We start from the raw sequence: 25,682 nt of genomic DNA on the forward strand, positions 1-25,682 counted from the left end.
TATCTATATTTGTTAAAACTAAATTTTAACTACAATAGATATATTATGAAAACCACTACTTCTTTGGCTTACGACATACCTGGGAAATTTGAAGAAACCCGATTTGAAAAAAATCATAATGTGATCTTTGAAAATTCTGCGGAAGCTTCAAAAAATGTCGCTCAAGAAATAGCTGAATTAATACGTTTAAAACAAGCTGCAAATCAATCTTGCGTGCTTGGACTTGCAACTGGTTCTTCACCAATTAAAGTATATGAGGAATTAGTTAGAATGTACAAAGAGGAAGGTCTTAGCTTTAGCAATGTTATCACTTTTAATTTGGATGAATATTATCCAATGAATAAGGAAAACCGCCAAAGTTACCATTACTTCATGCATCAGCATCTTTTTAACCACATTGACATTAAGCCTGAAAATGTAAATATTCCTGACGGAACAATTGCTTTAGAGCAGTTAAATCAATACTGTATTGATTATGAATTGAAAATTAAACAAGCTGGGGGACTTGATTTTCAATTATTAGGTATCGGACGTACAGGTCACGTTGGTTTCAACGAACCGGGATCGCATATCAATTCAGGAACCCGAATCATTACTTTAGATCATATTACAAGAGTCGATGCTTCTTCAGACTTTAATGGTATTGACAACGTTCCCAAACGTGCTATTACAATGGGAGTTTCGACCATTCTTAGATCGAAAAGAATTGTTTTAATGGCGTGGGGACAAAATAAAGCCTCTATTATTAAGAGAACAATTCAGGGGGACATTAGTTCGGAAGTTCCTGCTACATTTTTGCAAAACCATCAAAATGCTACTTTCGTTTTAGATCAGTCTGCAGCTTCAGAATTAACACGTTTCAAAACGCCTTGGCTAGTTGGGGAATGTGTTTGGACAGAAGAATTAAAAAGCAAAGCGATTGTTTGGCTTTGTAAAAAAACAAAACAATCCATTTTAAAACTTACCGATAGAGATTATAATAATAATGGTATGTCTGATCTTTTGGCACAAGAAGGTTCTGCTTACGATTTGAACATTAATATGTTCAACGTATTGCAGCATACCATTACAGGATGGCCAGGTGGAAAACCAAATACGGATGATTCACATCGTCCGGAAAGAGCCAATCCTGCAAAAAAACGAGTGATTCTTTTTAGTCCGCATCCAGATGATGATGTGATTTCTATGGGAGGAACTTTTTCAAAATTGATAAAACAAGGACACGATGTACATGTAGTATATCAAACCTCTGGAAATATAGCGGTTACAGATGATGAGGCGTTGAAATTTGCCGAAGTTGCCAAAGATTTTATTGGTGAAGCCGGCAGTGGAATAAATTTCAAAGCTGTAATTGAGTTTTTGAATAGCAAATCAGAAAACCAAATTGATTCTTTGGAAGTTCGAAAATTAAAAGGACTTATCAGAAGAAGAGAATCTTACGCAGCAACAAGATACATCGGATTAAAAGATGAAAATACACACTTTTTAGATCTTCCATTTTATGAAACAGGACAAGTAAAGAAAAATCCGTTAGGACCTGAAGATATTGCCATTGTAAAAGATATTATTGCTAAAATAAAACCGCATCAGGTTTTTGCTGCAGGAGATTTAGCAGATCCGCATGGAACGCATGAAGTTTGTCTAAACGCGATTTTTGCAGCTATGAAAGAATTGAAACCAGAAAAATATATGGATGACTGCTGGTTATGGTTATACAGAGGCGCTTGGCACGAATGGGATATTCATGAAATTGATATGGCAGTGCCACTTTCTCCATCAGAAGTATTATTGAAGCGTCATGCGATTTTATACCACCAATCTCAAAAGGACAGAGTTATGTTTCAAGGAAATGATTCTCGCGAATTTTGGGTTAGGGCAGAAGACCGAAACAAAAATACAGCAATCCTTTACGATGAATTAGGATTAGCAGAATACGAAGCAATTGAAGCTTTTAAACGTTTTGATTATTAGTTAGTTTTAAACCTGACGGGTTTTTAAAATCCGTCAGGTTTATATAATATAATCGTTTTTTTAGATTAACTAAACAACAATTACCAAATAAATGCCCGATTCTCTCCAATTACAACAACTATCTGATTCCTTAGAAGGAATGCTTTTTTATGATGATCTTCATAAAAAACTGTACGCTACAGATGCTTCAGCATATAGAATTATGCCGGAAGCCGTTGCGATTCCTAAAACCGAAGAAGATATTGTAAAAATTATTCGTTTTGCATCACAAAATAATATCTCTATAACACCCAGAACGGCAGGAACTTCTCTGGCGGGACAAACGGTAGGAAACGGAATTATTGTAGATGTTTCGAAACATTTTACCAAAATTGTTGCTTTTGATGCCGAAAAGAAAACCATTACAGTACAACCCGGAGTAATTCGCGATGAACTGAATTTATATTTAAAGCCACACGGATTATTTTTTAGTCCAACAACTTCAACCACAAATCGTTGTATGATTGGCGGTATGGTGGGAAATAATTCATCTGGAACAACTTCCATACGTTATGGTGTTACGCGAGATAAAATTGTAGAGATAAAAGCCGTTTTGAGTGACGGAAGTATTGCGGTTTTTAAAGATTTATCTTCTTCAGCATTTATTGAGAAGACAAAAGGCGATTCTTTAGAAAGTAAAATTTATAAAACGATTTACGAGGAACTTTCGAATAAAGAAAATCAGGAAGAAATTTTAAGAGAATTTCCAAAACCAGAAATCCACAGACGAAATACAGGTTATGCAATTGATATCTTATTAAAATCAGAACTTTTTTCGGGAACAGAAGATACAATCAATTTAGGGAAATTGCTTTGCGGAAGTGAAGGAACTTTGGCATTTACGACAGAGATTACCTTGAAAGTAGATGATTTGCCACCCACAAACAATATTATGGTTGTGGCGCATTTTCATACCATTCATGAAAGTTTAGAAGCGGTGGTTACCGCAATGAAACATCATTTGTACACTTGCGAAATGATGGACGATACCATTTTGGATTGTACCAAAACCAACAGGGAACAATCTAAAAACCGATTTTTTATTGTGGGAGAACCTAAAGCGGTTATTATGCTTGAAGTAGGATCGCACATTAGTATGGAAGATGCCGAATTACAAGCCGATGCTTTAATTAAAGACCTTCAGGATAATAATTTTGGATATGCGCTGCCTAAAATTTACGGAGCCGATATTGACAAAGTAAATGAGGTTCGAAAAGCTGGTCTTGGACTTTTAGGAAGCATCGTAGGCGATGATAAAGCAGCCGATTCCATTGAAGATACCGCAGTTGAACTCAGCGATCTTCCTAATTATATTGCCGATTTTGCTGCGATGATGGAAAGACACGGGCAAAGTGCGATTTATTACGCCCACGCTGGTGCGGGAGAATTGCATTTACGTCCGAAGATAAATTTAAAAACAAAAGAAGGATTACACCAGTTTAGAAATATTTCCACGGAAGTGGCTCATTTGGTGAAAAGATACAAAGGTTCGTTAAGCGGTGAACATGGCGACGGAATTTTAAGAGGAGAGTTTCTGCCTTTTATGATTGGTGATAAAAACTATGAACTGCTGAAACGTATAAAAAAAGCATTTGATCCTAATACGATTTTGAATGTTGGGAAAATTGTAAATGCTTCTAAAATGGATGAAAATCTTCGTTTTGAAGCAGGAAGAGTTGAACCGGATATTAAAACGATTCAGGATTTCTCTGATAGTTTAGGGATTCTTCGTGCAGCCGAAAAATGTAACGGTTCAGGCGATTGCCGAAAATTGCCATCGGCGGGAGGAACTTTGTGTCCGAGTTACCGTGCCACACGAAATGAAAAAGATACGACTCGTGCGAGAGCTAATGCACTGAGAGAATATTTAACCAATTCTGAAAAAGAAAATAAATTCAACCACGAAGAATTATATAAAGTATTTGAGTTGTGTGTGAGCTGTAAAGCCTGCGCCAGCGAATGCCCAAGCAATGTAGATGTAGCGACTTTAAAAGCAGAATTTTTATACCAATATCAAAAAGCAAACGGATTTTCTGTTCGAAACAAAATATTTGCTTTCAATTCAAAATTGAATAAGTTCGGAAGTATTGCACCATCAATGACCAATTTTGTGGCTAATCTGCCTTTGGTTAAAAAAAGTATGGGAATTGCTCCTGAAAGACAAGTACCATTATTAGCACCAAAAACCTTTAAAAAATGGTACGAAAAAAATAAAAAGTCGGCAGAAAATAATTCTTTTAAAAACGGAAAAGTATATCTTTTTTGTGATGAATTCACCAACTATTATGATGTCTCTGTTGGAATTGACGCATACGAATTGCTGACGGCTTTAGGATATGAAGTAATTATTACAGATCACGAAGAAAGCGGAAGAGCTTTCATATCAAAAGGTTTTCTGGAAGAAGCACAGGAAATTGCCAATAAAAATGTGACTATTTTCAAAGATTTAATCTCGGAAAATATTCCATTAATCGGAATTGAACCATCAGCAATATTGACTTTTAGAGACGAATATCTCCGATTGGCAAAAGACAAAGAAAGTGCTGAAAAACTTTCAAAAAATGTTTTTACTGTCGAAGAGTTTTTCAAAAGAGAAATTACAGCAGAAAAAATTCATTCCGGACAATTTTCGAATGTGGAGAAAACGATAAAGATTCACGGACATTGCCATCAAAAATCATTAAGCACCGTTGAAGCTTCTTTTGCGATGCTGAATTTGCCCAAAAACAGTACAGTTACGATTTATAATTCTGGATGTTGCGGAATGGCGGGTTCATTTGGTTATGAAAAAGAACATTACGAAATCAGTATGCAAATGGGCGAGGATACTTTGTTTCCGAAAATTCGTGCAACGGAATCTACAACAGCAATTGCAGCTGCAGGAACAAGCTGTCGTCACCAGATTTTTGACGGAACAAACAGAAAAGCAATGCATCCAGTTACCATTTTAAGAGATTGTTTGAAATAATTTTTCAAAGGTTCAAAGATGCAGAGGTTCATAGGGGCAAAGGTTTTCGTAGAGGCATATGTAGAGGCGCACAGCAGTGCGTCTAATTAGAGGTTCAAAGAGACAAGGGTTTTCGTAGAGGTGCATAGTAGTTTTTACCTAAAAATGAAAACAAAATATAAAGAGATTGTGTGTTGCAATTTGTGAATTCAAATAAAGCGGTACATAAATTTTGGTTGGTTACCAGTTCTAACAGGTTTTCTCAGGCCTGTTAGTTTTTTTGTAAATTTTACTTAATGAATTAAATAAATGATCATGAAACACATCTTTTCTAGAATACTATTATTTTTTATAGTCGTTTCCGGATTTTCTCAAAATGCAGAAAAATCAGGAAATATCAAGTTTGTACAGCTTACTGATCTGCATGTTTCAGTAGGAAATGATAATGATTTTTTACTGCAAAATATTGTAAAAGAAATCAATAGTTCTGACAATGAATTTGTAGTTGTAACCGGAGATTTAACCAATCGCGGTGCCGATGACGAACTAAAACAAGTGCATTTGATACTTGCTCAATTGAAAAAACCGTATTATGTAGTTTCTGGAAATCACGAAACCAACTGGAGTGAAAGTGCCGGATTGACTTATAAAAAAGTATTTGGTGAGGATAAATTTGTGTTTTCAAAAGGAGATTATGTTTTTATCGGATTTCCGTGTGGTCCTTATATGAAAATGGGAGATGGTTTTGTAAAACACGAAGATGTACTTTGGCTTGACAAAACCCTCAAAGAGAATCTTAAAAATACTAATAAAAAAGTGCTGAATTTTGCGCATTATCCGTTAGATAACAGCGTCAGCAATTATAAAGAAGTGCTTTCTGTTTTAGAAAAATATCCGACGGTTGCTACTTTTTGCGGTCACGGACACACTTTAAGAAAATATGATTTCTCTGGTTTAAGTGGTTTAATGGGAACATCAATAACTTCGCTTGACGGAAAAACAAAAAGTTATAATGAGGTAATTATAAGCAACGACAGTATTAGTATTTATCAGAAAGAAATAGATAAGCCAGGAGTTTTTAAATTTTCGGTTCCTTCAAAACCTTCAAAAATTGAAATTCCGAAAGATAATTTCGTTATGCAAACTCCTTTTTTAAAAGATATTGCTTCAATTTATAGTCTTCCGGCATTTGATAAAAAGAATCTTTATTTTACGAATTCTATAGGTGAAATAAAATCTATAAATCTGAAAAATAAAGCCCAGAATTGGAAAACGGAGACAGGAAATTCGATTTATTTTTCACCAATAATTGTAAAAAATAATTTAGTTATTGGTACAATAGATGGAAATCTGCAAGGTTTTGACACACAATCAGGAAAACAAAAATGGACTATTCCTGTTGGCGGCGTTTTGGTAGGTTCACCAATTGCAGAAAACAATAAAGTTTATACAGCGAGTTCTACAGCGTTTATTTGTGCAGATGCTGTGACCGGAAAAGTAATCTGGCAAAATAATTTACCATCGTCCTATTCACAGGGAACTCCGTTAATACAAGGCGATAAAATAATTTTTGGAGTTTGGGATTCGTATGTCTATTGTTTGGACAAAAACACAGGAAAACTAATCTGGAAATGGAATAATGGAAATGATAAACAAATCTTATATTCGGCTGGAAATGTCAATATGGTTTCAACAGCAAAAAGACTTTATTTTGTTACGCCTCAACGTTTCTTAACCGTTTTAGATATTGAAACAGGTAAAACGCTTCTAAGAACTCAGAAATGGAGAATTAGAGAATCTATGGGGAAAAGCCAGGACGGAAAATGGTTTTATGGAAAAACAATGGAAGGAGAATTGATAAGAGTACCACTTAACGATGCTATTGAATTGACCGAAGAAAGTTTTGTAAAAGAAACTAAAGTTTTGGATTTAAAATGGGGTTACGAGCACAATCCTGCGGGGATATTAGAAAAAAACAATAAAATATACGTAGGAAGCCGAAAAGGAGAAGTAATGATTGTGGATGCTGCTAAATTTGAAATTATAAAACAAATTAATCTGGGAAGTTCAAGTATTAATGGTTTTACAGTTGATGATAAAGGACAAGTTTGGGCATCATTGATCGAAGGCGGAATTTTTTTACTGGAATAACTTTGTGATTTAGATTCAAAGGTTCAAAGGTTCAAAGGTTCAAAGGGACAAGGGGACAAGGGGACAAAGGGACAAAGGTTTCTGTAGAGGCGCACAGCAGTGCGTCTAAGTTTAGATTATAATAATTTTAAAATGAAAAAAAACTTTGCGACTCTGCGACTTTGCGAGATTAAAAAGGAATACAACTTAAAATAAAACTTAGCGAACCTTGCGTAAATCTTAGCGAACTTTGCGGTTAAATTATTCAACAACAATTAGCTAACCAAAAATACAACCTTATGAAAACTCTAAAAATCATAATCCTAATATTGCTGTTTCAAACGAAACTTTTCAGTCAGGAATCACCAAAAAGAGAAATGCGTGCTGCTTGGATTTCGACTGTAGACAATATCGACTGGCCTTCAAAACCAGGATTATCAGACAAACAGATGAAATCGGAAATGATTATGATTTTAGATAATCTAAGATCAAATAATTTAAACACTGTAATTTTTCAAATCCGCCCAACTGCCGATGCTTATTACAAATCGACAAAAGAACCGGCATCACATTGGATAACCGGAACTCAAGGCGTTGCTCCAGGATTTGATCCTTTGCAAATGATGATTGATGAGGCTGGAAAAAGAGGAATGAACGTACACGTTTGGCTGAATCCGTATCGTGTGCAAAAAGATACTCTAAAAGACGTATTGACGAAAACGCATTTGTTTTTTAAGAAACCAGAATTGTTTTTGACATACGGAAAATCAAGATATTTTAATCCTGGTTATAAAGAAACAAGGGATTTCGTTTCATCTGTAGTAGGCGAAATAGTTCGGAATTATGACATTCAGGCCGTTCACATGGATGATTATTTCTATCCCTATAAAATTGAAGGACAGGAGTTTCCTGATGAAAAAGCTTTCGCTAAAGAACCACGTCAGTTCAAAGACAAAGACGATTGGAGAAGAGACAATGTCGATTTGATTATCAAACAAATCAGAGATACCATAATTGCAAATAAACCAGAAGTCGAATTCGGAATTTCGCCATTTGGTGTTTGGCGAAATATCGCAAAAGATTCACAAGGTTCTAATACCAGAGCAGGAGCAACCAATTATGATGATCTGTATGCTAATATTTTAAAATGGCAGAAGGAAAACTGGATCGATTACGTAACACCGCAAATTTATTGGCATATTGGTTTTGACAGAGCCAATTTTGAGGTTTTGGCAAAATGGTGGGCGGAGCATAAGTACGGAGCTAATGTTTATGTTGGCCACGGCGATTACAAAATTTCGAATACTGCCAAAGAACCAGAGTGGAGAAGTCCTGATCAAATTGTGAAACAGATTGAAATGATTCGAAAAATACCTCAAATCGACGGTTCGATGCATTTTACAGCAAATTCATTCTTTAAAAAAGGAGATACATTGCGAAATCCTCTTATTCAAAACCCATATAAATATATTGCCTTAACGCCAGAAGCAAACAGAATTACAAGAATAAAACCGCAACCGCCAACAAATGCAGTAATTGATAAAAAAGGCAATGCTGCATCATTGATTTGGAAGGCCGGAATTAACGATAAGAAATATGTGATTTATAAATTTCCAAAAGGGAAAATAACCGATTTCTCAAATCCAGCCAATATTTATTACGTAACAACCGCAACAAAATTAGAAGTTCCAAACGCTGATTTGGAGCATTATATCTACGCCGTTTCCGCTTTAAGTCAAACCCAGACAGAAAGCAGTCCGATAGAATTTACAACAAAATAAAAAGATAAAAGCCATGAGAAAAAGCATTTTGCTAATCGCCATTTTTCTAAGTTCTTTAAGTTCTCTATATGCACAGCAATTAGATATAATTCCGAAACCGGTAAAAGTCGAACAAAAAGAAGGCGTATTTATTATCCCTTCATCGGTACAAATTATAATAGATAAAAAGGCAGAAAAAAGTGCTGATTACATAAAGGCTTCATTTTCAAAATATACTGGAATTACTCCAGTTATTGCTATTGGAAACAAACATAAAAAAAACACCATTGCATTTTTGGTAGATGAAAAAATGAATCTTCCAAATGATGGTTATAAATTGAACATCAATAAAAAAGGAATTCTGATAAAAGGAAAATCTTCAAACGGGGTTTTAAACGGTCTTCAAACTTTATTACAAATTTGTTCTGCAAAAGACGTTAAAAAAGGAAGTATTCCATTTGCAAAAATAGAAGATTATCCGCGTTTTGAATGGCGCGGCATGATGCTTGATTGTTCGAGACAGTTTTTTGATAAACAAACCGTTCTGAATTATATCGATTGGCTGGCAGCGCATAAAATGAATATTTTTCATTGGCATTTAACCGATGATAATGGCTGGAGAGCCGAAATTAAATCAATGCCGGATTTAACTTTAAAAGGCGCGTGGAGAGGACCAGGCGAAGTCTTGCTTCCATCTTATGGATCTGGCGATAAACGTTACGGAGGTTTTTATACGCAGGCTGATATGAAAGAAGTAGTGGCGTATGCGTCGGCTCGCGGTATTTCGGTAATGCCTGAAATTGAAATTCCGGGACATTCGCGTGCGGTAACGGCTTCGTATCCAGAAATTGGATGCGCTATAAGTCAGGAACTCAAAAGTGTTCAAGGAGAAGTAAAAAATGTTTGGTGTGTGGGACGTGAAGAAAACTACCAAATTTTAGATTCGATTATCAGGGAATTTTCAGAAATGTTTCCGTTTGAGTATATTCATGTTGCAGGAGATGAGGTAAACAGAGCCAATTGGGAGCATTGCCCAAAATGTCAGGCTTTGATGGCGAAAGAAGGATTTACAGATAGTTTTCAGCTTCAGAATTATTTCTTTAAAAGAGTTCAAACCATTGTAGATAAATACCATAAAAAGACGAACGGTTGGAATGAAATTTTGAAAGGTGGAGAAATCAACCCAAATACTTTAATTTCTGCTTGGCAAGGCATTAGTTACGGAATTGAATCGTCTAAAAAAGGATATGAAACCATTATGATGCCGGGACAATATCTTTATTTTGATATGGCACAATCTGATACCGAAAGAGGTCATCGCTGGGCCGCTATTACGGATACCAAAAGAGCCTATTCATTTGAGCCCATTCCAAATGATGATTTAACGCCAGAACAACAGAAATTGATAAAAGGAGTTCAAGGCGCTTTATGGAGCGAATATTTAGATCGCCCAACACGATTTGTAGAATACCAAAGTTACCCGAGAATCAGTGCTTTATCTGAAATTGGATGGTCCAAAAAAGAAGATAAAAACTGGGAGGATTTTTACGGAAGATTAACACACAGTCATTTACAGCGTTTGGCTAACATGGGAATTGCTTTTAGAGATTTTCCGCCAACAGCAATTTATCAAAACGGAACAATTACCGTAACGCCGCCTTATGAAGGTGCGGTTGTACGTTATGATGCGCAAGGAAACGAGCCTACAAGACAATCGACTTTATATACAAAACCAATTCAGACAAAGGATTACGAGCAATATCTATTCCGTACATTTTTTAATGAAGATGTGGCAAGTCCGGCAATAAAAGCAGAAAAATTGCCTGTTGCCAATTGGAATACTTCAAAAGTGGAAGTTTTAAATATTTCAAAAAATATTTCGGAACATGTAGACAAAAATGGCATTTGGTATTTAACTTTTACCCCAACAACAGACGGAAGTGCCAATGGCGTTATAAGAACGATTTCTCTTTTTGAAAATGACAAATTGATTCAAAGTTTTCCGGAAGAAAAAAACTTGAAGTCAAAATCGCGTCTTCGATTTGTTATTGAGAATTACAATGAAAAAAATACGTATCGTTTAGATTTTACTGTTGAAAATAAAGAAGCAAAAGAATCGTCGGTACAAGTAAATTTCAATTGTTCGCCTTATTTAGAGCCAGAAGTAAAAGTAACGTCGTCTATGGCTGAGAATCCTAAATTTGCCATTAGAAATTTAGAAGATTATAATATAGAAAGTTATCTGCGTACAGATGTTCCTTGTGCAGCTGGCGACTGGATTTTGTATACTTTTACAAATCCTGTAACTTCTTCTAAAATTGATGTATTAACCGGAATTCCGCATCACCCAAGATTTATTGTAAATAACGGTTATGTAGAATATTCGTATAACGGAATTGATTTTATAAAAGGCGATGCTTTTGATTACGGAAATGCGTCAATCTATCCAAAACAGCCTGTAAAAGCAGTAAAAATTGTTATTACAGGAACAAATAACGAGCCTTTAATGGCAAGTCAGGACTTAAGAATTAATCCATAGAAATATGAAAAATATTGGTATTAAAATTATAATTGCTTCTTTGATTTTTTTCGGAACAAATAGTTATTCGCAGAAAAAGTCTTTTGATGAGAAACGAAACGAAGTTTATATCGATTCGATGATGACAAATGCGCTCGAAAAAGGATTTTTTCCGGGAGCCGAAATTATAGTGGGAAATAAAGATGCTGTTTTAATTTCGAAAAATTATGGCTTTCACGATTATTCGAAAAAACAGCCTGTAAAATCGGATGATGTTTACGATTTGGCTTCCATGTCTAAAGTTTTGGGAGCAACTCTTGTAACGATGCGTTTGGTTGGAGAAGATAAAATAAAGCTTACCGACAAAGTAGGGGATTTGGTTGCGGTTTATAAAAACACGCCAATTGCCGATTTGACGTTGTTCGAATTGTTAACACATACTTCAGGATTGAAAGCCAGTATTACTTTTTATCAAGATTTGCTTTCAACACCTGATGGTTCGCCTTTGTTAAGCAAAGATAAGTCAGACAATTATCCTGATTTATTTGACACGATGTATATGAACAAAAATATTGTTTACGATGCCAATTATCTTTCTTTTATACCGAAAGAAAATTGGGTTCAGGTTTACAAAAACATGTGGTTAAATCCGGAATTTTATAAAACGGTTTATGCTCAAATTGCTGCCGCAAATACGAATGTAAGAGGGAAATATGTTTACAGCGATCTGAATTTGCTTTTGGCAAAACAAATGATCGAAGCCAAAACAGGTTTGAAATTAGATCAATTGGCTAAAGAAATTTATACAGAATTAGGAATCACAAAAATTGGATATAATCCGCTAAAATGGACTTCGGAAGAAAATGTAATGCCAACAGAATTGGATAATTTCTTCAGAAAAGATACTATTAAAGGCTATGTTCATGATGAAGCTGCGGCGATTTTTGGCGGTGTTTCTGGTAATGCAGGTTTATTTGCGAATGCACAATCGATCTCAGTTATTTGTCAAATGTTGTTGAATAATGGAAAGTATAAAGGAAAACAAATTTTAAAAGCAAAAGTGGTAAAAGAGTTTGCAGAATCGCCTCTTGCCAAAGAAGGAATTTACCGCGGACTCGGTTTTGATAAACGAAAACCAGATGAGTTTTTCAAAGCAAATGATTTTGGACACACAGGTTTTACAGGAACTTTTTTCTTTATGAATCCAGATAATAACAGATTTCTAATTATTCTAACCAATCGCGTAAACCCAACGAGAACAAACCGATTAATGTACAAAGATGATTTTAGTGCTAAAATTTGGAGGCAAATTAATAAGTAAAAGTTAGCCACTGATTAAACAGATTAAAAGGATTTCTTTAGCCACGAATTGCACGAATTGCCACGAATTAAATTTGCCAAATCTGCGAGAAAAATTTTGTAGCAGTATTATCTGATTTATAAAAAAAAATAAGAAAAATGAAACAAGCAATTATCAATGGCACTATACATACAGGTGATGAAATAATTACCGATAATGTCATAATTATTGAAAAAGGAAAGATTCTTTCAATTCAAAAAGACATTCCAAATGGCGTTGGAACAATTGATTTGCAAGGAAAACATATTGCGGCAGGTTTTATTGATATTCAAATAAATGGCGGAGAAAAACTCTATTTCAGCCAAACTCCAACCGAAGAAGCGATTGAAGATATTTATGATGCAAGTCTTAAATACGGAACCACTCACGTGCTTCCTTGTTTAATTTCGTCTTCTCATGAAACAATTCTGCAAGGAATTGAAGCTGTTCGCAATTACAGAAAAAAACATAATAACGGTGTAATCGGAATGCATTTGGAAGGTCCGTTTTTAAATCCTTTAAAGCGTGGTGCACATAGTATTAATCAGGTCCGTAAGCCTACAAATGCTGAGCTGGAAGAAATTATTAGGCTAGGAAAAGATGTTATAAAAGTAATTACAATTGCACCAGAATGTTTTACCGACGAACAATTGAATATGTTGTTGGAAAGCGGCATTGTTATATCGGCAGGACATTCAACGATGACGCACAAAGAAGCACAACATTACTTTTCTAAAGGGATAAAATTAGTTACGCATCTTTTTAATGCAATGACGCAGTTTGGGCATCGTGAGCCCGGTTTAGTTGGAGCTGTTTTTGAAAATGAAAATGTTTATGCGCCAGTTATTCTCGACGGAGCGCATTGTGATTATGCAGCAGCAAAAGTGGCGTACAAATTAAAACAGGAAAAAATGTTTTTAATTAGTGATGCAGCCTTTTTAGGACGTAAAGTTGAAAGCTTTAAATGGGAGAATTTTGATGCGCATTTGCAAGATGGTTTTTATAGAAATAATGAAGGCAATTTAGCGGGCGCTGCCATATCAATGCAGGAAGCAGTTCAAAATGCGTATCGACATTTGAATGTTTCGACAGATGAAGCTTTAAAAATGGCCAGTTCAAGAGTGGCAAGTGCAATAGGTTTGCAAGATCAATTAGGGGAAATAAAAAAGGGATTTCCGGCAAGTTTTGTCAAGTTTAATATTGATTTATCTGAAATTGAAACTTTGGATTTTTCTAAAGGTTAAATTAATACAAGCGTTACTCGTACTTTGTTTTTGATACAATAAACGTAGAAAATTTTATAATGCGACGAAAGTCAAAATTAAAACAATCTTTGGGTTGTTTTTTTATGGCTGTTAATTAACAACAAAACTCCATATTTTGCTGAAGCTTTTGTTTTAGTAGCGAGAAAAGGACAATTCTCGAACCATTTTTTAAATTATTTAATGAAATTTATTTTAAAGTTAGCCTCTAAAAATCAATGATTTTAGAGGCTTTTAATTTTTATAAAAAAAATAAATGAAGTTTTGCACATGTTTATTGAGAAAATAGAATAGCGAAATACAAAATGTGGTTTCCCGTAAAAATTTTACAAATAAGTAGATTAGATTTACTCAGAAAACTAAGTTTTAAGCAAAGCTTAATCCAAAATTACAATTGAAAAACAAATTGAAGAAGATTAAATCTTGAAAAAAAACTATCTCCTAAAAAATAATAATCGTGATGAAACTAAAAAAAAATGCATTCATAGTATTATTCCTTTTAACTATTACTTCATATTCTCAGCAAATTGGAGATGGTTATGCACCAGTGGTTATTTCTGACTTTTCAGCTCCGCAAAAATCGGGTATATATAATGGTTTAAATACTACGACAAGTGGAATGGCGCCTGACAATAGTAATGTATGGCAACACTTATTTGTACTGAGACATACAAATCAGAGTAATAATTATCAATTGCAATTGACTTCATCTTTTGCCGTAAATGACCGCTTATTCTTCCGAAAAATTGTTGCTGGAGATCTATCTCCGGTAAATACAACATGGTTAGAATTAGCAACAAGGGGAGCCAATACTTTTAATGGAAATCAAAATTTAATAGGGAACCAAACCTTAACAGGTAATTTTATTATTGGTCAAGAAGGTGAAATAAGTACTATAGCTGGTCCAGCAAGTAGTGGTGCGATTCAGATTAAAACAAATGGTTATGCAGGTGGATCATCCAATAGGTATTTAAGATTGGGTTGGAAAGATAATAATGCCTTTTTTTCGCCAGCTTTATCAATAAATGACGATTTAAATGTTGGTATCGGCACAACGACGCCAGATTCGAAGCTAGCGGTAAACGGTACTATCCACTCCAAAGAAGTGAAAGTAGATGTAAATGGCTGGTCGGATTTTGTTTTTAAGAAACAATACAATTTGCCAACACTTCAAGAAGTCGAAAAACACATTAATGAAAAAGGCCATTTAGAAAATATTCCAAGTGAAGAAGAAGTTTTGAAAAACGGGATTAATTTGGGAGAAATGAATGCTAAGCTACTTCAGAAAATTGAAGAGATGACTTTGTATATGATTGAAATGAAAAAAGAGAATGAATCGCTCAAAAGCAATCAGAGAAATTTAGAAGAAAGAATAAAAAAAATTGAGATACGATAAGCATGAAAAAAATAATAGTACTTACCCTATTTGCAATCCAAAGTAGTTTTGCTCAAAATCCTTTAAATGTTGGAAGTCTTCAAATCAGTAATGATAATGTTTATAATACATTGTTAAACAGTGGTGGTGTCGCTAGAATGAATATGGGATATGATGGAACTAAAGGGTATATAAATTTTGGAGCCCATACAGGAGGGGGCCAGCGTGACAATATTCTTTACATGAGGGGTAGTGATGGAAATGTAGGTATTGGAACGATAAACCCATCTCAAAAGTTAGAAGTAAATGGTCATGCTGTATTTCAGGGAGCAATTATTACTTCTATTTCAGATAATGAAGGTGGGCAGATACAAATACGAAATCCCTCTAAAATTTCTAATGGAATCGCTAGTACTTGGATGATTTATAATATGACTGGTGGATATGGTAATAGTTTGCAATTTTGGGCTTATGATAATTTAGGTTGTGGAACAGGAATGTGTAACAATCGTTTTACTATTATGGATAACGGAAATGTTGGTATTGGATCAACTAATCCTCAGAATAAATTAGATGTTAACGGGACAATTCATTCCAAAGAAGTCAAAGTAGATGTAAATGGCTGGTCGGATTTTGTTTTTAAGAAAGAATATAATTTACCAACACTTCAAGAAGTTGAAAAACATATTAGCGAAAAAGGACATTTAGAGAATATTCCAAATGAAGAAGAGGTATTAAAAAACGGGATTAATTTGGGAGAAATGAATGCTAAGCTACTTCAGAAAATTGAAGAGATGACACTTTATATGATTGAACAGAATAAAAAAATTATTGATTTAGAAAATAGATTAAAAAAAGTTGAAAATAATTAAAATGAAAAAAAATCTAAAAAAAACAATTATAGTTTCGATAACATTTTCCATGTTAAATTTCATGGGGCTAATGGCGCAAAGTTTAAACCCGACCTCTAATATTGGAACCACTGGTACTGCTGATACTTTTAAAGGTGGATATACTTTTGCATATGCAACGTCTGGAACACCTTGGAATGGATCTCTCATTAGTTATGGGGGGTTCGCGGTAAATAATTATGATACTCAAATAAGTTCAGATTATGGCCCCCATGGAGGTAGTCACATATCATATCGAACTAAAAATGGAGATACTAATACTTGGAATCCCTGGAATGAATTAGCAACGAGAGGGAAAAATGATTTTACAGGAAATCAAAGTATTAGTGGAAATGTAGGAATTGGGACGGTTACTCCAAGTGCAAAATTAGATATTTATGGAAATGCCGGCGAGGCGACAAATATCATTCTCTCAGCAGATTATCCAAATAGCCACAGATGGAGATTCAAAACCATAGATAGAGGAGATGCAATAGATTTGGATTTTACGGTTTCGAATTATTTAGATAATCAGGAACAAGTATTAAAGTTAACAAGTTCAAATTCAGGACGTCCAGAATTTCAACTTTATGATAACGCAATCGTTGCCAATAATGGCAATGTGGGAATTGGTACGGCTAATCCAACTTCGAAACTTACTGTGGCTGGAAACATCAATTCCCGCGAAGTAAAAGTAACCGTAGATGCGGGAGCTGATTTTGTTTTTGAAAACAACTACAATTTACCATCCCTTGATGTTGTTGATAGATTCATCAAAGAAAAAAAACATTTGCCGGAGATTGCTTCAGCTGATGAAATGAAAAAAGAAGGGATCAATTTATCTGAAATGAATATTAAATTATTACAAAAAATTGAAGAATTAACCTTGTACACAATTGAACAACAAAAAAATACTGAAAAACTAACTAAAGTTATTGAGACGCTGACAAAAAGATTAGAAATTGTTGAAAGGAAATAATTTCAAATATGAAAAATAGAAATAGGGAAAAAATAAGTACTCTTATACTATTTGCAATAGGCATTTTCTCAGATGCCAAATAGAAAACAGTTTATCATTGATATAAATTGATCAGCAGTACGATGAGCAGGTTTGCCTATGTAGAAGTTTTATCTTATCCGATGATAAATAATACAAATGAAGATTCTGATAAACATTGAAAATGTGACATTCTTGGCATACTTGATCGAGATGGAGTTGGTAATGAAACAAGTTTAAATAATTACGAAACGCTATTAAAAATACTCCAAACAATACATTACAATAACAATAATTAAACTTCTTAATAAAGCCATTGGTTATATAAAATACACTCAACAATGAAAAATATATATATAGCATTCATAATGTCATTTTTTACTGGATTCACATCTAGTAGTTGGTCTCAGGTTACTGAGAATAAAATAACACCACCTTCTCCCAATGCAGCATCGTTGGCTCAGTATGCTGATATACCAGTAAGTAATTATAGTGGTGTACCTAACATATCAATTCCGTTATTTAATGTTAAATCTGGGAAGATTGACTTACCAATTACAGCAAGTTATCACGCTTCTGGTATAAAAGTCGGTCAAGAAGCGAGCTTAATGGGCCTAGGTTGGGCATTAAACACAGGAGGGCTAATAACACGACAAGTTAGAGGTTTTGACGATTTTAAAACAAATGGATATATCAGCAGGCCTGTTCCTCCTTCGACAGGTGGTAATTTCCCTTATCTTCCTCCAAATAATCCGCTACAATATGATAATGAGTATTATATGTACTTAAATTCGTCTAATCCTATTATGAGAATCGATGGAGAGCCTGATATATTTTATTATAATTTCATGGGTTATTCAGGAGAGTTATTATTCACACAACAAAATTATTCGAATGGTACTGTAACAGCGGTTTCTATAGATCAAAATAATTTAAAATTTACATTCAACGCTAATGAAAATGAGTGGACCATTACAGATGGTAATGGGTGGAAGTATTATTTTGGAAAAGGCAGCTTGCATGCGACAGAAAATACAACAGATTATGATTATACAATTGAGGGGCCAGTGTCCTCAAATCCTTATATTCTAGATAGTAGAAATATTATACCTTACGATGGCTCCACTGAATCTACTGATACAGCTTGGTATATTACAAAAGTAATAACTCCTGAAGGAGACAAGATGGAGTTTGTGTATGCTGATAATTTCGCCTACAAAACACTTAGTAATCTTAGTTATAGCGAACGCCATGTACAATTGGTTAATCTGACCAATCTTCAATATCAAGTTGATTCATCACATCAACAATTTTCTAGTTTCAGTCAGCAGGTGGTTCAGGATGTGTATCTTAAAAAAATTATTTTCAAAAATGGATATGTTGATTTTAAAACCGAAGACAGGGAGGACTTGCGTAGGTTCAATAATAATTCTTATATACAAAAACCTCAAAAAATAAAATCAGCCGAATTATTTGATTTAAATAATAATTCAATAAAAAAAGTAGATTTTAATTATAGTTATTTTAACGAGAATATTATACAATTAGATCCTGGACATAAGGAGAATTTTTTAAGGTTAAAATTAGATTCTGTTGTGGAATCTTTTAAAGATAAAAATTCAGGTGTTTATTCCAGTTATCCCCCATATACTTTTACATATAATAATTCTGTTTCACTTCCTGATAAATTTTCATTTTCGTTGGATCATTGGGGATATTTTAATAACATCGATAATAGCAATATCAATGTAAACTCCAACTATCCACAAGCTATGTTAACTCCAAGCTATACAAATTTAAATGCTCAGGATGTAAAATATTTACCAGGTGCAAATCGAAATGTAAATCCTGATGCAGTACAAATGGCTATTTTAAAAGAAATAAGTTATCCTACAGGAGGATCAATGAAATTAAATTATGAGTCAAATACATATTCCTATGATGATAAATCAGCAGTTGTTGTGAGAGAACCATTCAATTTCTGGGGAGGAGATTTTTCTGATCATTATTCGCAACCTGACGAAAAGGAAGAGACCTTTACAATTGTTGAACCTCTTTTACTTACTTTAAATTTTCATCTATATAGTAATGATTATATGTATAGCGACCATCCGACACCCTTTGTTGGACAGGCTTATTTACGATCCGTTAATAACAATACTATTATTACATCCTTAAATTCGAACATTCAGCGTGATGAGTGGGGCAATTATGAATCAACACAGTCCATATTCTTGCAACCTGGTACCTATCAGGTATATGCTGACAATGGGAATGAGAATATGTCGGATGTTAGTTTCGACGGAACTTATTTAAAGCTTTCTGAAGTCTTTCAATATAAAAAAGATGGGCCGGGCATTCGAATAAGCACTATAGAAACTATTGATAAACAAAATGTAATCAAACGAAAAAAATATTCTTATGATGAAGCTGACGGTTTCTCATCAGGAAGATTATTAAGCCCGGTCAACTATTGGTATAATGAATCTTTTACGGTAAATGCTGACAATAGTATAGATTCTGATCAGGGTTCTTATGACGGCTTGACAAACTTTATTGTTCGTACATCAAATAGTGTAGCTCCATTTGGATACTCTGCACAAGGAAAAGTTTTGGGATACAATCAAGTAACTGTTTCAGATGTGGATGCGAATAATAATAATTTAGGAACTTCAACTTATTTTTATACAAATACGGCAGAAATTCCGGCCGAAAATTTTTTACCAGGTGTACCTAATAGAAGAAACTTAAATAATGGACAATTATTAAGAGAAGTATATTCAAATAAGGATGGAAAGATTATAAATGAAAAAAAATATTTGTACGAAACAAACGCATCTTCTCATATAAATATCAAAGGAATAAAAAGATACGATGCTACTTTTCCATATCACAATTTAGTATATTCTAAAAATATCCGATTCTATGATATCTATTCGGAATGGAGATACCTTAAAAACAAAACAGAAACAGTTTATGACCTAAATGGACTAAATCCAATAACGAGCTCAACCACTTTCAAATATGAAAATACTTTACACAAAAATTTGACTGAAACCCAGATAAAGAATACTAAAGGGCAGCAAATTATTACCACAAACAAATACCCTTCTGATCAGCCTGCAGGTATTGGTATGACAACTAATGACTATAATTTGATGGTTAGCCAAAATATTCTTAACCCCGTTATTAAAAAAGAAACAAAGTTAAACAGTAATCTGCTTTCAACTGAGGTTACAACCTACAAAGATTGGAATTTAGACGTGAATCAGGACAATATTCCAGATGATGTTTTTCTTCCAGAGTATGTAAAAATAGCAAAAGGAACTAATTCATTAGAGAATGGAATTCAATACCACAGCTATTACCCGAATGGAAATATACAAGAGGTTTCTAAAGCAGATGGAATTCACATTGTTTATATCTGGGGCTATAACAACGAGTATCCTATAGCCATGATAGAAAATGCAACTTATAGTGAAGTAGTTGCATATATAACGGATTTGCAATCAAAATCGAATTTAGATACAGATAATTGTCTCGATACACAATCGTGTAACGAAAAGAACCTAAGAACCTCGTTAAATAATCTCCGTAATGACGCTACATACAAAAATAAATGGCAGGTAACCAGTTATACCTATAATCCATTAATTGGTGTAACAAGTATTATTGATCCTAGAGGTTACGTCATCTATTATAATTATGATTCTTTTGGCAGATTGGAAAATGTAAAAGATAAAAACGGAAACATATTATCTGAGAACCAATACAATTACAAACAATAACCAAAAGAAACATGAAAAGAATAGTAAACCTGCTGTTGGTTTTGTTTCCAATTGCTGTATTAAGCCAAACTACCACAGAAAATTATATAAAATCAACAACTTATAAGGTGCCTGCCCAGGCTCGTATCGTAACACCAACAGCTGCAGAGGCCGATCAGAATATAACCTATTTTGATGGTCTTGGTCGTCCTGTTCAGCAAGTGGCACACCAACTGTCACCTACCGGAAAAGATATTGTCACCCCTATAGAATATGATGCTTTTGGTCGACAGCTCAAAGAATATCTACCGTATGTGCCCACAGCTCCGGCATCTCTTAATTATAAAACCACCGCGAGTAGTGAGGTTGGTACTTTTTATAATACTGCCTCATACGAGAATACCCTCAATCCTTATTCACAAAAAGAATTAGAAGCATCGCCGCTTAATCGGGTTCTAAAACAAGCAGCACCTGGAAATGACTGGAAATTGGGAGCTGGTCATGAAATAAAAATGGATTATCAGGCCAATACCGCTAATGAGGTAATGAATTTTGAAGTGAGTCTAACTTTTGCAGATAATACTTATACTCCGACACTATCAAAAAGCGGTATTAATAATGGCTATTGCCTTGCAAATGAATTGTATAAATCTGTTACTAAAGATGAGAATTGGGACGCTACCCAACCTGATTTAAATGAGTATACGACAGAAGAATTTAAAGACAAACAAGGACGTTTAATTTTGAAAAGAAGCTATGCAAAGTACGGAACTGCGACAACGAGTCTAAGACATGATACCTATTATGTATATGATGATTATGGAAACCTGACTTATGTAATTCCTCCTAAAGCGGTAGATCTTATAAGTGCTAGCTTAACAAGCGTTCTTGCAAACGAAACATCTGCAGCAATTATTAATTCAGGTAGTGCTCCGCTGCATATAACTGCTACGAATTCAATTCGTTTAATTGAAGGATTTCACGCGCAGGCAGGAAGTACTTTTACGGCTAAAATTGTTGCGGGAAATACTGTTCTCAATGATTTATGCTATCAATATAAATACGACTACAAGAATCGTCTGGTGGAGAAAAAACTACCGGGTAAGGAATGGGAATATATTGTTTATGACAGACTCGATAGACCTGTCTTAACACAGGATGCCAATTTAAGACAGAATAAAAAATGGTTGTTTATCAAATATGATGCTCTGAGCAGACCAATAGCTACCGGAGAATATGTAAACACTACCGAAATTACAAGGCCTGCAGTGCAAGGTATGGCAAATGGCAGTGTTTTGTTTGAGACAAGACAAGCCGCAGCACAAATAATTCAGGGAACCAGTATAAATTATACAAATGTAGCTTTCCCTACTTTAGGTATTAATTTTTTTACGATCAATTATTATGATGATTATTTGAATATAAATCTGGAGAATGGTACTGCAGCTAATGCAATATCATATAATATAACGCCAATTGTTGATGCAAAAGGGCTAAGCACATGTTCTAAAATTCGTGTATTAGAGACCTCTCAATGGATCACAAATGTCATTTACTATGATGAGAAAGCAAGACCTATTTGTAATTATAATAAAAACAATTTTCTTGATACAGAGAATACAATTAAAAGTCAGCTGGATTTTCCAGGAAAAATTCTCGAAACGACAAGTACACACAAAAAGGGAACCAATGCAACTATTATAATAGTTGACACCTATACTTATGATTCAGTAGGTAGACTTCTAACGCAAAAACAGAAAATTAATTCACAAACTCCTGAGTTTATTGTTTCTAACGCTTATAATGCTTTAGGGCAGTTAATCACTAAAGGAGTTGGTGGAAAAATTGACAACCCTAATCGACTTCAGACTGTAAATTTTACTTATAATATTCGAGGCTGGCTAAAAGGGATCAATGATTCAGATTCTAATAATGGCACAATTACAATGGAATCAAGCGATTTATTCGGCTTCCAGGTTAATTACAATACACCTTCAACAGGTAAAGCATTGTTTAATGGAAATATCAGCCAGACTTTTTGGAAAACTGCTAACATAGATACAAGCCTAAAAAATTATAATTATACATACGACGCGCTCGATAGATTAGCTACAGCTACAGATAATTTAGGCAAGTTTAATGAAATTATTAACTATGATAAAAATGGTAATATATTAGATCTTAAACGTCTGGGAGAAGTAGTAGGCGGTTCAACAGTCCCTAACATTAATATTCCAACCGACTTTGGCATAATGGATAACCTTATCTATACTTATGACGCAGGGAATAAAATTCAGATAGTATCCGACAATGCCGACAAAACGTACGGATTCAAAGATGATTATATCGGAACAGGACTTGATACTTCTACAGATTATGCCTATGATGATAACGGAAATATGATTAGTGATGCTAATAAAGGAATAACAGCGATAAGCTACAACCATCTCAATCTGCCTGTGCAGGTAAATATAGGAGGTCAAAACATAAAATATGAATATGATGCCGCAGGAGTAAAACAACAAAAAAGGATAAACGGCATTACAACTGATTATGCAGGAGGATTTATTTATGAGAATGGCATTTTAAAGTTTTTATCTCAGCCTGAAGGTTATGTTACTAATAATTTGACAACTTATGATTATATTTATCAATACAAAGATCATTTGGGTAATATACGACTAAGTTATGGCGACGCAAATAATAACGGCAGTGTTAATACAGCCGAAATTATTGAGGAAAACAATTATTACCCTTTTGGACTTAAGCAGAAAGGTTACAACTCGACCACAATTCTTGGAAAAGGAAATAGTACTGCTCAAAAATATAAGTATAATGGAAAAGAACTACAGGATGAGTTGGGACTTAACATGTACGACTATGGAGCGCGTAACTATGATCCAGCGGTTGGAAGATTTATGAATTTAGATCCTATGGCGGAGAAACGTAATTGGTTGTCTCCTTACAATTATGTACAAAATAATCCAATTCTCAGAATTGACCCTGACGGAATGTTAGACGGTGATTATTTTGATTCAGAGGGAAGTTATATGGGGTCAGACGATGTAAATGATAAAGCAATATATATTGTTAATAATTCAGTTTCACCATTAGAAATGAAAAAAAATGCGTTTAATCCTCCTGCTAATTTTTATAATAAAGACGGAACTGTTAATAGAAAGGTTGGATTAAAAAGTTCAACAGAGATTACTAAAATTACTTCTTTGGAATATAAAAGAAATTTTGCCGAAGGAGTACTTAATTTTTATTATACACAAGCTGGATATAATTTAGAAGAATTAAAAGCAAAAGGAATAACCGATGATTTTGAAAGCGGAATAGCTTTAACAAGATATGGTGGAGTCTCACCAAAGTCGGAGCATTTAAAAAAAGGAGAGATTGATATTAGTGTAACTTATGGTCATTTAGGGTTAGCTTTACAAAATGGCTATGATATAATGAACCTTTATGTTCACGAAAGAGGCCAGCACGTTGAAGACTTTAAAAAATTAGGTTCTGGGATTTATGATACTGATTTTGAAGGGAATGCTTATATGAAACAATTTAAGGATGAAACTTGGAATCATACATCACAAGGATACAGGGATGCTATAGAACAAATAGCAGGAACAAAAATACATTATTCATTAATAAAGCAATATTTTAAAAAATGAAAAAATTATTAATACTAATTTTAATTGTCTGTTTTTCGTGCAATAATAAGGTATCCAATAATTGTTGTATAAAAAAGATTGAGTATATAGATCAACGCCAGAAACTTATAACATCGATGGTAAAAATCCAAATTAGAGATGAAAATGAGTTTTTACAAAAAAAAATGAATTCCGGTAAATTGCAAGAAGTAATTCTTTATTCCATTAATAAAGAGGAAAGGAAATATTTTTATTTGACACCTTTCGGTACTGGAAAGCAATTTACTATAGAAAATGAAACAATAATTATTCCATTAATAACATCTCTATTTGAAAGCAATTTAGAAAAAAAGATCACTCCTAAAGAAATTCAAGAAAAAATTAATACAGATATTGGATTAGTGTTTGGTAAAGACACTATTATATTAAAAAAATGTGATAATATTTCTAAATAACTGCTAGTAAAAACTTTAGAGTAATTTATTTAGTAACTCTTCAGGGTAATGCTATTAGATTTTAAATTTCTAACATATTGAAATAGAAAAAATAGTAGCAACCAATAATTTAATGAACAGTAATAAACCGCCCCCAAAAGACACTTATTGGGGGTTGTTTTATGAGTAGACAAATCCAGTTTAGCGCTTTATTCTAGTAAATTTGATAAATAATTAAAAGTTTATTACTTGGTAAAAGGCAAGTTTCGTGGCTTTTATTCGAACATTCTTTGCGTAATATAACTTCCATAACTTAACTAGCAGAAAATTTGATATGATTAAAAAGTGATCTTATAAATGTTAAATATTCCTATTAAAAAAAATCTAATTATCTTGTTAATTGATATTTAATTCTTATCATTGTGTAGTAATTATTTTTTTTGGACTCTTAACACAACCGGTTGCTGTATTACAAGAGTTATTTAAGCTATCCTTGATAAACGGTTGTTTTTTTTATTGTTGATTGAATTTGTTATACAGTGCTATAGAATCATACAATTTTCAAAATGCATTGATAAATTTTGTAACCACTTGAAAATA

General features: G+C 33.8%; 13 protein-coding genes. All 13 read left to right on the top strand.

What is annotated here, in order from left to right; translation table 11 throughout:
* Positions 1 to 45 precede the first annotated feature (45 nt).
* The 13 genes from nagB to AC1RRN_RS08245 all read left to right on the top strand — a co-directional run bounded on the left by nagB (position 46) and on the right by AC1RRN_RS08245 (position 25,103).
* Positions 46 to 1,971 carry a glucosamine-6-phosphate deaminase gene (nagB, locus tag AC1RRN_RS08185; RefSeq protein ID WP_492966833.1) on the top strand — a complete coding sequence of 642 codons (1,926 nt, stop codon included), beginning with the start codon at positions 46 to 48 and terminating at the stop codon, positions 1,969 to 1,971.
* Between the two features lie 91 nt (positions 1,972 to 2,062).
* Positions 2,063 to 4,978, top strand: coding sequence for an FAD-binding and (Fe-S)-binding domain-containing protein (locus AC1RRN_RS08190; RefSeq protein ID WP_492966834.1), 2,916 nt, complete (start codon positions 2,063 to 2,065; stop codon positions 4,976 to 4,978).
* A gap of 294 nt (positions 4,979 to 5,272) precedes the next feature.
* Positions 5,273 to 7,108: an outer membrane protein assembly factor BamB family protein gene (locus AC1RRN_RS08195; RefSeq protein WP_492966835.1), complete on the top strand. Its 1,836-nt coding sequence runs from the start codon at positions 5,273 to 5,275 to the stop codon at positions 7,106 to 7,108.
* A 278-nt stretch (positions 7,109 to 7,386) separates the two neighbouring features.
* On the top strand, positions 7,387 to 8,868 hold the full coding sequence (locus tag AC1RRN_RS08200) for a glycoside hydrolase family 10-like protein (protein ID WP_492966836.1): 1,482 nt from the start codon (positions 7,387 to 7,389) through the stop codon (positions 8,866 to 8,868).
* 13 nt (positions 8,869 to 8,881) lie between these two features.
* Positions 8,882 to 11,386, top strand: coding sequence for a beta-N-acetylhexosaminidase (locus AC1RRN_RS08205; RefSeq protein ID WP_492966837.1), 2,505 nt, complete (start codon positions 8,882 to 8,884; stop codon positions 11,384 to 11,386).
* 4 nt (positions 11,387 to 11,390) lie between these two features.
* On the top strand, positions 11,391 to 12,686 hold the full coding sequence (locus tag AC1RRN_RS08210; protein ID WP_492966838.1) for a serine hydrolase domain-containing protein: 1,296 nt from the start codon (positions 11,391 to 11,393) through the stop codon (positions 12,684 to 12,686).
* 137 nt (positions 12,687 to 12,823) lie between these two features.
* Complete coding sequence (gene nagA / locus AC1RRN_RS08215) at positions 12,824 to 13,948, top strand: N-acetylglucosamine-6-phosphate deacetylase (RefSeq protein ID WP_492966839.1); 1,125 nt, start codon at positions 12,824 to 12,826, stop codon at positions 13,946 to 13,948.
* Between the two features lie 478 nt (positions 13,949 to 14,426).
* Positions 14,427 to 15,362: a hypothetical protein gene (locus AC1RRN_RS08220; RefSeq protein ID WP_492966840.1), complete on the top strand. Its 936-nt coding sequence runs from the start codon at positions 14,427 to 14,429 to the stop codon at positions 15,360 to 15,362.
* 2 nt (positions 15,363 to 15,364) lie between these two features.
* A complete protein-coding gene (locus AC1RRN_RS08225; RefSeq protein ID WP_492966841.1) occupies positions 15,365 to 16,213 on the top strand; it encodes a hypothetical protein in 849 nt (282 codons plus the stop codon).
* A gap of 1 nt (position 16,214) precedes the next feature.
* Positions 16,215 to 17,210 (top strand): hypothetical protein, encoded by a 996-nt coding sequence (locus tag AC1RRN_RS08230; RefSeq protein WP_492966842.1) that lies wholly within the window; start codon positions 16,215 to 16,217, stop codon positions 17,208 to 17,210.
* Between the two features lie 359 nt (positions 17,211 to 17,569).
* Entirely contained in the window at positions 17,570 to 21,016 is a 3,447-nt protein-coding gene (locus AC1RRN_RS08235; protein WP_492966843.1) for a hypothetical protein, read from the top strand.
* Positions 21,017 to 21,027: 11 nt separating this feature from the next.
* The gene (locus AC1RRN_RS08240) at positions 21,028 to 24,669 is read left to right on the top strand and encodes a DUF6443 domain-containing protein (protein WP_492966844.1); all 3,642 of its coding nucleotides are present in this window, start codon (positions 21,028 to 21,030) and stop codon (positions 24,667 to 24,669) included.
* On the top strand, positions 24,666 to 25,103 hold the full coding sequence (locus tag AC1RRN_RS08245) for a hypothetical protein (protein WP_492966845.1): 438 nt from the start codon (positions 24,666 to 24,668) through the stop codon (positions 25,101 to 25,103). The genes AC1RRN_RS08240 and AC1RRN_RS08245 overlap by 4 nt, the downstream gene beginning before the upstream one ends.
* Positions 25,104 to 25,682 lie beyond the last annotated feature (579 nt).

The organism is Flavobacterium sp. GW821-FHT11G01 (assembly GCF_058808175.1).

What these genes read in the sequence shown, in the direction of transcription:
- nagB (WP_492966833.1), top strand. Translation starts at nt 46, where the DNA reads ATGAAAACCACTACTTCTTTGGCTTACGACATACCTGGGAAATTTGAA.
- AC1RRN_RS08190 (WP_492966834.1), top strand. Translation starts at nt 2,063, where the DNA reads ATGCCCGATTCTCTCCAATTACAACAACTATCTGATTCCTTAGAAGGA.
- AC1RRN_RS08195 (WP_492966835.1), top strand. Translation starts at nt 5,273, where the DNA reads ATGAAACACATCTTTTCTAGAATACTATTATTTTTTATAGTCGTTTCC.
- AC1RRN_RS08200 (WP_492966836.1), top strand. Translation starts at nt 7,387, where the DNA reads ATGAAAACTCTAAAAATCATAATCCTAATATTGCTGTTTCAAACGAAA.
- AC1RRN_RS08205 (WP_492966837.1), top strand. Translation starts at nt 8,882, where the DNA reads ATGAGAAAAAGCATTTTGCTAATCGCCATTTTTCTAAGTTCTTTAAGT.
- AC1RRN_RS08210 (WP_492966838.1), top strand. Translation starts at nt 11,391, where the DNA reads ATGAAAAATATTGGTATTAAAATTATAATTGCTTCTTTGATTTTTTTC.
- nagA (WP_492966839.1), top strand. Translation starts at nt 12,824, where the DNA reads ATGAAACAAGCAATTATCAATGGCACTATACATACAGGTGATGAAATA.
- AC1RRN_RS08220 (WP_492966840.1), top strand. Translation starts at nt 14,427, where the DNA reads ATGAAACTAAAAAAAAATGCATTCATAGTATTATTCCTTTTAACTATT.
- AC1RRN_RS08225 (WP_492966841.1), top strand. Translation starts at nt 15,365, where the DNA reads ATGAAAAAAATAATAGTACTTACCCTATTTGCAATCCAAAGTAGTTTT.
- AC1RRN_RS08230 (WP_492966842.1), top strand. Translation starts at nt 16,215, where the DNA reads ATGAAAAAAAATCTAAAAAAAACAATTATAGTTTCGATAACATTTTCC.
- AC1RRN_RS08235 (WP_492966843.1), top strand. Translation starts at nt 17,570, where the DNA reads ATGAAAAATATATATATAGCATTCATAATGTCATTTTTTACTGGATTC.
- AC1RRN_RS08240 (WP_492966844.1), top strand. Translation starts at nt 21,028, where the DNA reads ATGAAAAGAATAGTAAACCTGCTGTTGGTTTTGTTTCCAATTGCTGTA.
- AC1RRN_RS08245 (WP_492966845.1), top strand. Translation starts at nt 24,666, where the DNA reads ATGAAAAAATTATTAATACTAATTTTAATTGTCTGTTTTTCGTGCAAT.